Origin of the sequence: Haloimpatiens lingqiaonensis (assembly GCF_901447495.1) — a bacterium.
Classification (GTDB): Bacteria; Bacillota; Clostridia; order Clostridiales; family Clostridiaceae; genus Haloimpatiens; species Haloimpatiens lingqiaonensis.
This window is the reverse complement of record NZ_CABDWS010000082.1, coordinates 1-12,615: the sequence shown is the minus strand read 5'-3', so window position 1 is coordinate 12,615 and position 12,615 is coordinate 1. Positions and strand designations below refer to the sequence as shown.

8 protein-coding genes and 1 pseudogene are annotated in these 12,615 nt (G+C 29.2%); all 9 read right to left on the bottom strand.

All coding sequences use genetic code 11. The features are described 5' to 3' along the window. Nucleotides 1-302, bottom strand: a pseudogene (locus FGK85_RS12930) (O-antigen ligase family protein); the annotation flags it as partial. Between the two features lie 2 nt (nucleotides 303-304). Continuing rightward, complete coding sequence (locus tag FGK85_RS12925; RefSeq protein ID WP_138207280.1) at nucleotides 305-1,672, bottom strand: ABC transporter substrate-binding protein; 1,368 nt, start codon at nucleotides 1,670-1,672, stop codon at nucleotides 305-307. 25 nt (nucleotides 1,673-1,697) lie between these two features. Next, a complete protein-coding gene (gene wecB / locus FGK85_RS12920; RefSeq protein WP_138207279.1) occupies nucleotides 1,698-2,756 on the bottom strand; it encodes a non-hydrolyzing UDP-N-acetylglucosamine 2-epimerase in 1,059 nt (352 codons plus the stop codon). 35 nt (nucleotides 2,757-2,791) lie between these two features. Beyond that, nucleotides 2,792-3,895, bottom strand: coding sequence for a glycosyltransferase family 4 protein (locus FGK85_RS12915; protein WP_138207277.1), 1,104 nt, complete (start codon nucleotides 3,893-3,895; stop codon nucleotides 2,792-2,794). A 19-nt stretch (nucleotides 3,896-3,914) separates the two neighbouring features. Continuing rightward, a complete protein-coding gene (locus FGK85_RS12910) occupies nucleotides 3,915-4,661 on the bottom strand; it encodes an acyltransferase (RefSeq protein WP_138207275.1) in 747 nt (248 codons plus the stop codon). Between the two features lie 101 nt (nucleotides 4,662-4,762). Continuing rightward, nucleotides 4,763-5,872, bottom strand: a complete 1,110-nt coding sequence (locus FGK85_RS12905; protein WP_138207273.1) for a Gfo/Idh/MocA family protein — start codon at nucleotides 5,870-5,872, stop codon at nucleotides 4,763-4,765. Between the two features lie 97 nt (nucleotides 5,873-5,969). After that, nucleotides 5,970-7,151 (bottom strand): glycosyltransferase, encoded by a 1,182-nt coding sequence (locus tag FGK85_RS12900; RefSeq protein ID WP_138207271.1) that lies wholly within the window; start codon nucleotides 7,149-7,151, stop codon nucleotides 5,970-5,972. A 150-nt stretch (nucleotides 7,152-7,301) separates the two neighbouring features. Continuing rightward, on the bottom strand, nucleotides 7,302-10,742 hold the full coding sequence (locus FGK85_RS12895) for an N-acetylmuramoyl-L-alanine amidase (RefSeq protein ID WP_138207269.1): 3,441 nt from the start codon (nucleotides 10,740-10,742) through the stop codon (nucleotides 7,302-7,304). Nucleotides 10,743-10,907: 165 nt separating this feature from the next. Beyond that, on the bottom strand, nucleotides 10,908-12,615 hold a 1,708-nt coding region (locus FGK85_RS12890; RefSeq protein WP_138207267.1), incomplete at its 5' end, for a polysaccharide biosynthesis protein.

Below are 12,615 nucleotides of genomic sequence, written 5' to 3'. Positions count from 1 at the left end.
AATAGAAATGTTACATATATGGACTCAAAGGAAATCTTAAACACAAAAAAATCTATTTGCAAAAACTTCCTGGCAGTTACTAGTATAGGTAACGAAACCAAAAATAACAATATAGATTTTTTGCTATCCTTTATAGCTAGATACATGTCATTTATCAATAAAAATGTAGCAAAAAACAACGTTACTACATCTTTTTTACTAGATCCATTTATATTTAAAATGGCCAATATACAGGATAATAAAATGCTAATAAAAATTATGTTTCTATTGCTGTGGAATACCTCATTTACGTACTGTTTCATATTTACGACCCCTTATTTTTATCATTTTTAAACGAATCCAATTGTATCTTTCTATATTTTACTGTAAAATTACAGTATTCTTTATACATAGAATTTAAATTTTTTATTGATTCTTCAATAGATTTTTTACCTTTAATTGCATCTATACAAACTTCCATTGTCTTTTCAGAATTTCTAGATATAAAAATTGAAGGATCTAGTGTCTCTGTTTCACAATTATAAACATCATTGTATTCTCTATAAGTATCACCCTTTATATCTGTATTTTTAAGAGTTGGTGATAATGCCATTCTTGTTTTTAATACTTCCTTATTAACTTCTTGTGATATCAACCAATTAAAAACTTCATTTACAGCTTCTTTCTCTTTATCACTTTTTTCCATAACGCTAGCACTTATAGATAAAAAGTTAGAATTGGATAAATAGTATGATTTATTTCCTTTAGAACCACTTATTTCAGGTAAATTGCATATACCTATTTCAAAATTTAGTGGAACAATATTTGAGAAGTATCCTTTATCTTCAAAAGTAGATAGATGCATTGCTATATTTCCTTTATAAAAATCCGTCCTTAAATCATTCTTGCCCTTTTTATCAAAGTCTTTATTTATCAATCCTTCTTTATACATATTTCTGTATATATTAAGAATTTGTTCTGCAGAATTAAAATTATATTCTCCCTTTTCGTAATTCCAAAATGAAGTATATATATTATCTAAATTTACACTAGGTTCTCCTATTGAAGTTTTAAAATCTTCATAATATTTTATAGGAAATTGAAATGGAATTACACCTGGACACTTTTCCTTAATTTTTTTACTGTATTCTACTAACTCATTCCAAGTCTTAGGTGGTCTTTCTTCTTCTAATCCTGCTTTTTTAAATATTTCCTTATTCCACACTAACTTTACATTTTCTTCATACAATCTAACGCCTACAGGAATTTTATTATAGTATACAAAATCTCCCTCTCTAATATTATCTTTATTTAAATTCATATTATTTAGGTTTTCTATTTTATTTTCTTTAATCAATTCAAAAAAACTATACATCATTATGTCAGGACCCTTTTCTGCAGCTAAAGAAGTTTTTAATATATTATCATAGTCTCTATTGTCAAACAATCCCAACATTATATATATATCTTTATGTTCATCATTAAATTTTTTAGCTTGATATCCTCTTGTAGATGAGATTTTATCTTTAGGAAGCCAAACTCTAACTATAGTTTTATCTTTTAAAAAATCGTAATCTTCATTATTTTCTTTTTGCTTTAATAATCTCATACAATATATAAGAGAAGTAGTTACTAGCATTATACATATTATCAAAATAACTGTTAAATATATTTTTCTGTTCATTTTTTTCATAATATACAACTCCCGTATATTTCTATTAGAATATACTATTTATTATATTTAAAATCTTTTCTCCAGCTTTACCATCACCAAATATATTTTGTTGTTCACTTTTAGGTTCAAAAAATAATATAGCATCCGTTATTTTTTTCTTATCTGTTCCCACAACTTTATTCCAGCCAATCTCTACTGTTTCCACCCATTCAGTTTCATCTCTAATGGTTATACAAGGTTTTCCCATAAAAAATGCTTCCTTTTGAACTCCACCACTATCTGTAACTATTTTTTTAGCATGCATTTCAAGACTTATCATATCTAAATATCCAACAGCTTCAAGTATCATTATATTTTTACCAAATTTCAACCCATAATCCTCTACATACTTTTTAGTCCTTGGATGAAGTGGCAATACTATTTTTTCACCACTTTCATTTAAAGCCTCTACTATATTTTTTAACCTATTTTTATCATTAGTATTTTCAGCTCTATGTATTGTAGTTAATATAAATTCGTCACTTTTCAAACCAATTTTTTCAAGAATATTACTCTTTTCCTGAGATAATTTCTTAAAATGAAGCACCGCATCAAACATAACATCTCCTACATTATGCACGCCTTTAGTTACTCCTTCATTTTTAAGATTCTTCTCTGCTGTAGTAGTAGGTACAAATAAAATTTCTGATATATGATCCGTAAGTATTCTATTTTGTTCTTCTGGCATAGCATTATTAAAACTTCTAAGCCCAGCTTCCACATGAGCCACAGGTATTAATAATTTACTAGCGCATAAAGCTCCTGCTAATGTGGAATTAGTGTCTCCATATACTAAAACCAAATCTGGTTTTTCTTTTAAATATATTTTTTCTAACTCTATAAGCATTTTACCAGTTTGCTCACCATGATTACCTGAGCCAATTTCTAAATTATAATCTGGCTTAGGTATTTGCAACTCTTCAAAAAATATATTAGACATATTTTTATCATAATGTTGACCTGTATGAATTAATATTTCTTCATGTTCTTTTCTTAATATATTTGATACTGCTGCCGCCTTTATAAACTGAGGACGTGCTCCCACTACTGTTAATATTTTCATTTGATATCTCCTCCAAAATTCATATAAATATTAAATTATTTACACAAATTCTTATATAAATTTAAAAGAACCTCTTTTTCACTTTCCCATGAATATTCTTCTAAAACAAAATTTCTACCATTTTGACCTAATTCTTTCATAGCTTTTTCATCCCTCAACAAATTACTTATAACACTAGCTATATTCTGTGGATTTTTAGGATCTACACCCCAAAAACACCCCTTAAACACATTATTCCAATAATCGAAATTTGACATAATCATAGGCAATTCACAAGCCATGTATTCAAACGGTTTATTTGGTAAAGCTGAAACATGATTATCTACTGGCCAAAAATTAACTATTCCTATATCAGCTTTTTTCATATAGGAATAAACTTGCTTTTGAGGTATGCTTCCAAAATACTCAACATATTTCCATCCTTCTGAAGCCATGCACTGATTTTTATAATTTTCATCTTCCCATTTTCCTAGGAGCCACAATTTAACACTTCCCTTTAAAATAGCCATGGCATCTACTACTTCTTTTATACCTCTAATTTTAGTTAAACCTCCAGCATATATTACCACTGGCATATCTTTTTCTATTTCCATAGCTTCTATTTCATCTATATCAGAAATAACTGGAAAATTTCTAACTATAGCCGTTTTTTCATTTCCAAAATTATTAGCAATATCTTGAGATACACAAATTATATTATCAAACTTTTTAGCTGCATTTTTCTCATATGCATTAAAAACCTTTGATACTAAATTTCTTATAAAATCTTTCTTAAGCCATTCTTTTGTCAGTATTTGCTTAGGTACATCCTCATGAACATCATATATGATTTTTTTTCCTTTTTTCTTTAATTTTTTTCCTATAGGTATTAATTCTGGGTCATGAAAATGATATATATCTGCATCTATTTCTATAGCCTTTTGAAAGGCTATTTTTCTTTTTGTAAAAAATCTATAAAATCTACTATTCTTTATTGGCAAACTTACTATTTTTACTCCATCTGAAACTTCATCTTTATTACTTCCTACTAATAAAGAAATGTCATATCCTTCTTTAGCAATACTTCTACATTCTTTATAATATATTCTAGTATCAAAAGTAGGATGTGCTGTGGATATATGGCAAACTTTACTTTTCATTATTTATTTCCTTTCTATACTATTGATTTTGAAGTAATTGATCTTCTGGTACATCTTTAAATACTTTAGCCGGTGAACCTACAACTATTTTAGCATTTTCTACATCTTTAGTCACTACACTACCTGCTGCAGCAAATCCATCCTCATGTATAGTTTTTCCTGGTAATATAACTGCACCAGCACCTATTCTACCACCTTTTTTAACTGTAACACCCTTAAATTTTCCAAATCTCTCCTTAGACCGTGCAGCATAGTTATCATTAGATGTTACAACACATGGAGCTATAAACACATAATCCTCTACCTCTGAATATGCAGTAAGGTACACATTGGTTTGAATTTTGCAATTAGAACCAACCTTGCAATAATTCTCTATAGTTGCTCCCTTTCCTATTATAGTCTTTTCACCTATAGTTACATCTTCTCTTATAACTGCTAAATCCGCAACCAAGGTTTTACTTCCAATTTCACATCCTACATATATTATTGAACCTGCTCCAATTAAACATTCATCATTAATTTTACAAGGTTCGAAATTCTTATCACCCTTAAATATACTATTTACCGATCTCATAGGTTCTTTACCTATTACAGCATTATCATCTATTCTTACTCTATTTCCTATAATTGTACCTCTATGTATAACCACATTATTTCCTATAATGCATTCTTCTCCTATAATCACATCATCTTCTATTATAGAAAATTTACCTATTTGCACCTTATTACCTACTTTAGCTTTATCCGATATATAATTCATGTCCATAATTTCACTCCTATATCCTAAATAAATTTTTAAAATTACCACCATAATATACTATCATATTTTGGCGGTAATTTTAAAAAATTTAGTAATTGTTCAATAAATTATTTGTTTATTTTATCCACATTCACCATATCAATGGTAGAAAAATTTTCAAATGGGAATTTAACTGGCATACCAGTAAGTCTTGATTTATATGCAGCTAATATTATCGCCATTCCTTTTTTGCCCTCTTCTCCACTTACTAAAGGCTCTCTATCTTCTTTAATAGCATCTATAGTATCTTTAAATAGCGGAGTATGTCCAAATCCGTATACTGTATCTGGATCTCCTTCTTGAGCTTTTAACACCTCTTGTTCCTCATTTTCACTGCCATCTTCAAATCTCCAAGTTTCAATTTTATTAACAGCTAGTCCACCTATGCAAACTGTACCCTTTTCTCCAAAAATACTTAAAGTCTCTTCTAAGTTTCTAGGGTATACGCAAGCACTTCCCTCAACCATTCCTATAGCTCCATTTTTAAATCTTATCATAATAGCCCCAAAGTCTTCTGCTTCTATATCTCTTAAAAATGTATCACATTGAGCATATACAGTATCTATTTCTCCACCCATCATCCATTGAAGTAAATCTATATTATGTATACATTGGTTCATTAAGGTACCACCATCTAGTTTCCAAGTTCCTCTCCATGGTGCTTGATTATAGTATCCCATATTTCTATTCCACAATATTCTAGCTGTACCATTAACTAATCTTCCAAATCTATCATTTTCTAAAGCATTTCTTAGCTTTTGTATTGGCTCATTAAATCTATTTTGATGACTTACACAAAGTTTAACATTATTTTTCTTAGAAGTTTCTATCATTTTATTTGCATCATCTATGGATAAAGCCATAGGCTTTTCACATATAATATGCTTCTTCTTTTCCATACAATTTATAGCTATTTCTGGATGATATCCGCTTTCAGTAGCTATTGTTACTACATCTATCTCTTCCTTCTCTATCATTTCTATGTAGTTTGTGTATACACTTACATTAGATTCTTTACCTATTTTTGATATATAATCATTTTTCTTTTCGATAGCATGTTCTTCTATAATATCACAAACTGCAACTAGTTCAGCCTCTTCCTTGTTATTTACTATAGCCTCTACATGTTTATACGATATTCTTCCACATCCAATTATAGCAAATTTAAGTTTTTTCATTTTAATTCACTCCTTCTATTAAATATAGGGTTAAATTACTACATAAATTTAATATTTATAATTTAATTTGTGTTCATAATAATATTATTTTACATCATTATATAATATTATTATACACTTTTAAAATTCTATCAGCAGTATTATCCCATGTAAAGTCTTTAATTACAGTTTTTTTACCCTCTTTTCCAAGTGTCTTAGCTATTTCATTATTTTCTATTAAAAACTTCATAGTTTTTACTAATTCATCTAAATTTTGTGGTTCTACCAAAATTCCATTTTTCATATTATCTATAACATCTTCTATCCCTTCACCTTTAACACCTATAACAGGCTTTTCTTGAAGCATTGCTTCTACATAGACCACTCCAAATCCTTCTTTCCAACTTGGAAGAGAGAATATTTTACACTTTTTCATATACTCCATTGCTTCTTCATGCTCTAACTTTCCAGTAAAAAATATATTTCTTTCTAATTTATATTCTTTAACCAGGTTTTCCAAATTGATCCTCTCTGGTCCATCTCCTACAATATAATATTTCAAATCACTATAGGTTTTTACCAATTCCTTCATAGCTTTTATATTTAAATCTATACCTTTTGTGTTTATTAAATTAGATACACTTAAAATATCTATTTTCTCTGGAATTTTATATTTGCAATTTTTTTCTACAATACATTCTGCTATATCTACACCATTATTGATTACTTGCACCTTTTCTATAAAAGAAGTATTATTAACAATTTTCTTCAACTTATTACTAACCACTATAACTTCATTGCAATCATCTAAAACCTTAAAAACCTTCCCCTTTAATTTTTCACTTTTATTTATGGTATGTTGAAAATCTTGTCCATGCACAGTTACCACATGTGGCAATGATAGTTCTTTGCTTAAAAGCATTCCACAATAGCCATCTGGCAACGCTACATGAGAATGTATTAAATCAAATTTATTTTCCATATGTAATTTATAAACTATAGGTTTTATAGCTCTAAACATTCTTTCACCAGACTTATGAAAAAAGTATCCATTAGGAAATTCTATATACCTTGGATAATAAACCTCAATACCATCTATAGTAATCTTTTTAGGTACTTGAGAATACTTTCTCCATTTAGCACTTATTTTATCTATAGGGAACCCAGTCCAAGGTATCGGGCATATAACTTTTACATTACATCCCTTTTTAACTAATTGTTTTATTTGCTTATGAACAAAAATTCCTGACATTCTATTAAAAATTGATGGATACATGTGTGATATTACTAGGATATTCATATTTAAACTCCTTCTATAATAAATATCTAATATAATGCATATTACTAGAACCTCTTTTTAATTTTACATGATTTAAAAAATAATTCAACTTTAATTACAAATATAAATACAAAATTCCAGTAAAAAATCTATTTTTACTGGAATTTTATTTTACCTATCAAATATAAATTTAATAGCATCTGCTATCTTTTCTGCTATTTTACTTTCCATTGTAGATTCAGATATTTTTGTAACTTCACTATCATTACTCATAAATCCTGCTTCAATTAAAACTGATGTCATTATTGTATTTTTAGTAACATACAAATTATGATCTTTATTTCCTCTATTATTAAATCCAAGAGAAACTAAATTATTTAATATAGTCTGAGATAACTCTTTGCTTTTAATAGCCGCATCACAAGGCGTATTATCATAATATATATCGTTAATCTTTTCCACTCCTAAATTTTCTACCCTAGGTCTATAACTACTGTAATGAGTACTTATTCCACTAGCTGAAGGCACATCTGCCGAATCATGGTGGATACTTATAAATAAATCAGCCCCTATATTATTAGCCACAGCAACTCTATTTTCTAATTCTTCTCCAATAGAATTATATGTACTAGGAATATTATCCCTTGTATATACTATATTGTAGCCAAATGTTTCTAATATTTTACCTAATTTAAGCGTAAGTCTTTGATTTAAATCGGCTTCTGTAATATATCCAGTATTTGCTGAAGAAACTGCTCCACAATCCACTCCATTTGTTATTGCATTTTTTAAACCGTGCCCAGCATCTAGAACTATTGTTAAACCATTTACTGCATACTCATCATATCTATGATTTTCTAATCTCTCTTTACTATACTTATCCTTTACATGCACTCCTACTAAATATTTTCCTGCTTTATTAGACGTCCATGTTGTAGTATTTGTACCACTATAGTCTCTTATCATTGTCCACAGGTTTTTGGATAAATCTTTTATCCAAAACTGATATAACGCTCCATTCTTACTTGTTGCTTCTGATTTTATACTATAGTTTTTACCTGCTTCTAAAATTCCATTTGTTACCTTTACTCCACCTAAGCTTACTTCTAAATTAGTTACTGTAGCTTTAGGTAATTGCACCATATACTCATCATATCTATGATTTTCTAATCTCTCTTTGCTGTACTTATCTTTTACATGCACTCCTACTAAATATTTCCCTGATTTATTAGATGTCCATGTTGTAGTATTTGTACTACTATAGTCTCTTATCATTGTCCACAGGTTTTTGGATAAATCTTTTATCCAAAACTGATATAACGCTCCATTCTTACTTGTTGCTTCTGATTTTATACTATAGTTTTTACCTGCTTCTAAAATTCCATTTGTTACCTTTACTCCACCTAAGCTTACTTCTAAATTAGTTACTGTAGCTTTAGGTAATTGCACCATATACTCATCATATCTATGATTTTCTAATCTCTCTTTACTATACTTATCCTTTACATGCACTCCTACTAAATATTTTCCTGCTTTATTAGATGTCCATGTCGTAGTATTTGTACTACTATAGTCTCTTATCATTGTCCACAGGTTTTTGGATAAATCTTTTATCCAAAACTGATATAACGCTCCATTCTTACTTGTTGCTTCTGATTTTATACTATAGTTTTTACCTGCTTCTAAAATTCCATTTGTTACCTTTACTCCACCTAAGCTTACTTCTAAATTAGTTACTGTAGCTTTAGGTAATTGCACCATATACTCATCATATCTATGATTTTCTAATCTCTCTTTACTATACTTATCCTTTACATGCACTCCTACTAAATATTTTCCTGCTTTATTAGATGTCCATGTCGTAGTATTTGTACTACTATAGTCTCTTATCATTGTCCACAGGTTTTTGGATAAATCTTTTATCCAAAACTGATATAACGCTCCATTCTTACTTGTTGCTTCTGATTTTATACTATAGTTTTTACCTGCTTCTAAAATTCCATTTGTTACCTTTACTCCACCTAAGCTTACTTCTAAATTAGTTACTGTAGCTTTAGGTAATTGCACCATATACTCATCATATCTATGATTTTCTAATCTCTCTTTGCTGTACTTATCTTTTACATGCACTCCTACTAAATATTTCCCTGATTTATTAGATGTCCATGTTGTAGTATTTGTACTACTATAGTCTCTTATCATTGTCCACAGGTTTTTGGATAAATCTTTTATCCAAAACTGATATAACGCTCCATTCTTACTTGTTGCTTCTGATTTTATACTATAGTTTTTACCTGCTTCTAAAATTCCATTTGTTACCTTTACTCCACCTAAGCTTACTTCTAAATTAGTTACTGTAGCTTTAGGTAATTGCACCATATACTCATCATATCTATGATTTTCTAATCTCTCTTTACTATACTTATCCTTTACATGCACTCCTACTAAATATTTTCCTGCTTTATTAGATGTCCATGTCGTAGTATTTGTACTACTATAGTCTCTTATCATTGTCCACAGGTTTTTGGATAAATCTTTTATCCAAAACTGATATAACGCTCCATTCTTACTTGTTGCTTCTGATTTTATACTATAGTTTTTACCTGCTTCTAAAATTCCATTTGTTACCTTTACTCCACCTAAGCTTACTTCTAAATTAGTTACTGTAGCTTTAGATGCTTGTACTGTATACTCATCATATCTATGATTTTCTAATCTCTCTTTGCTGTACTTATCTTTTACATGCACTCCTACTAAATATTTTCCTGCTTTATTAGACGTCCATGTTGTAGTGTTTGTAGTACTGTAATCTCTTATCATTGTCCAAAGATTTTTAGATAAATCTTTTATCCAAAATTGATATAGTACCTCATTTCCACTTTTTGCTTCTGCTTTTATTGTATAGTTTTTTCCTTCATGTAATATTGGGTTACTTACTTTTAATCCATTTAAGCTAACTTCTAAACTCTGTACCACTGCCCTACAATCTCCCGCTGGAAATTTAGCTGCACAACTCAACATATAAACTATACTAGTACCATAATTAGGATCTGCAGCCCAACCCTTGTCAGGATAATTGGGGTTAGCTCCTATAGCGAGCCATTCCACATAAGGTGTTATACCTCTTTGTACATATTCAAAACGTGGGTCTACACACTCCTGTACTAATGATTCCGTACTAGCATAAGCCTTTAGATGCTGAATAATACATCTAATACCTGTCCTTACATCTGAAAAACTGTTGCCTGGCGCACCATTTCCTATCGCCCCTATTCCAGCAAAATTATTTTGTTCCTCCTTCACATCCCCAGTAAACCTTAGGAAATTAGTTTCTTTCATCATTTGTATAAAGGCTAGGTCAGGACGAACTCCTTCTACAGCTCCTTCTTCCCAAACTATAGAAATAAAATCCTCAACGTATCTCAAATCTTTATCACTATTATATGATTTAAAATACTCTAATGCTTGGTACTTGGTAAGTTGAGCTTGTCCCATTATTGAAGTTAAATTATTTGGTTCCACAGCTTTTACATTGAAATTAAATCCCAGAAGCAAAAACATAACCATAACAATAGTGCCAATTACGTGGAATCTTCTTTTTTTACTACACATTTAACCCTTCCTTTCTATAAAAATTTAATATACACATATATTATCGCAAACTCACCATGAAACTTAAAGTAAAAATCAACATTTTATAAATAAAAGTTGCTAATTTTAATAATTTATTCATAAATAAAATTAGCAACTTCTATAATATATCTTTTTCAAAAACTATTAATTTATCTTTCTACTATAAGTACAAACCTTTTTCTCCATTACCTTAAACACTTCATCATTTTCAACATTATCCTTAACCACATCTCTAAACTCATCAATATCCTTTTCTAATGAATTTAAATCTAATTCCATAGGCTTTTCCACAAATATTTTGTTATGTTTAGTAGAAGTTAAAGCAACTTCGTCCATCAAAAGCTCTTCATATAGTTTCTCACCTGGTCTTAAACCTGTATACTCTATTTTAATGTCTTTATCTGGTTCAAATCCTGATAAAGTTATCAAATCTTTTGCCAAGTCTACAATTTTCACTGGTTTTCCCATATCTAAAACAAATATTTCTCCACCTTTAGCCATACCCCCTGCTTGTATAACAAGTTGTGCTGCTTCAGGTATAGTCATAAAAAATCTATTTATTTCTGGATGTGTTACAGTAACAGGTCCTCCATGAGCTATTTGCTTTTTAAATAGTGGTATAACAGACCCATTACTTCCCAAAACATTTCCAAATCTTACAGCTACATATTCAGTTTCGCTCTTTTTATCAAAAGCTTGTATCATCATTTCACAAAATCTCTTAGTAGCACCCATTATATTAGTAGGATTAACTGCCTTATCCGTACTTATTTGTACAAATTTATTTACCCCATATTGATGACTACACTTAACCACATTATATGTTCCTATAATATTGTTTTTGATAGCTTCCTTAGGGTTCATTTCCATTAAAGGAACATGCTTATGAGCAGCTGCATGAAAAACTACATTAGGTTTATATCTACTAAAAATATCCTGTATTCTCTTTTCATCTCTTATAGATGCTATTATCACATCTAAATCCAAGCTTGGATAATTTTCTTTTAACTCCATTTGAAGTTCATATGCGTTATTTTCATATATATCTAATATAATTAATTTTTTAGGTTTAAATTTAACTATTTGTCTGCAAAGTTCTGAACCTATGGAACCTCCTCCTCCAGTTACTAATACTATTTTATCTTTTATATACTTATCTATGTCAGTATTATCTAGCTTAATAGGATCTCTTCCTAATAAATCTTCTATATTTACATCCCTAAGTTTACTTATACTTACAGTTTCATCTATTATTTCGTATATACCTGGTATTGTTTTTAATTTACATTTAGTTCCCTTACATATGGATAATATTTGGGTTTTAGTTTCTAAATCTGCTGAAGGCATTGCCATTATTATTTCCTCTACCGCATTTTCTTTACATATTCTCGGAATATCTCTTCTTCCACCTAAAACTCTAACCCTGTAAATTACCTTTCCATGTTTTGTGCTATCATCATCCACAAATCCAACTACATTATAATTAAATTCTTTATGCTTTCTTATTTCTTTTAAAAGCATAACTCCAGCATCTCCAGCACCTATTATTAAAACTCTTTTTTTACCTTCATAAGTGCCTTTATATTCGTTATTATCCTCGATCATTCTGTATATAAATCTTATGCCTCCTAAAGAAACTACAGATAAAATCCAAAATATTATGTGTACAGTAAACGGAAATCTATAATATGCATTTTCAAACAATTTATATGTTATGAAATAGCTATATATTATAAAAACTACGTTAGATAAAGAAACTGAATATATTATAGAAATAAGTTCTTCAATAGAAGCATATTTCCAAAGCTTGTTATATAGTTTAAATATACTATTAAATATTATAGTTATAGCT

Coding starts and splice junctions, on each gene's coding strand:
- FGK85_RS12925 (WP_138207280.1), bottom strand. CDS start 1,672: ATGAAAAAAATGAACAGAAAAATATATTTAACAGTTATTTTGATAATA.
- wecB (WP_138207279.1), bottom strand. CDS start 2,756: ATGAAAATATTAACAGTAGTGGGAGCACGTCCTCAGTTTATAAAGGCG.
- FGK85_RS12915 (WP_138207277.1), bottom strand. CDS start 3,895: ATGAAAAGTAAAGTTTGCCATATATCCACAGCACATCCTACTTTTGAT.
- FGK85_RS12910 (WP_138207275.1), bottom strand. CDS start 4,661: ATGGACATGAATTATATATCGGATAAAGCTAAAGTAGGTAATAAGGTG.
- FGK85_RS12905 (WP_138207273.1), bottom strand. CDS start 5,872: ATGAAAAAACTTAAATTTGCTATAATTGGATGTGGAAGAATATCGTAT.
- FGK85_RS12900 (WP_138207271.1), bottom strand. CDS start 7,151: ATGAATATCCTAGTAATATCACACATGTATCCATCAATTTTTAATAGA.
- FGK85_RS12895 (WP_138207269.1), bottom strand. CDS start 10,742: ATGTGTAGTAAAAAAAGAAGATTCCACGTAATTGGCACTATTGTTATG.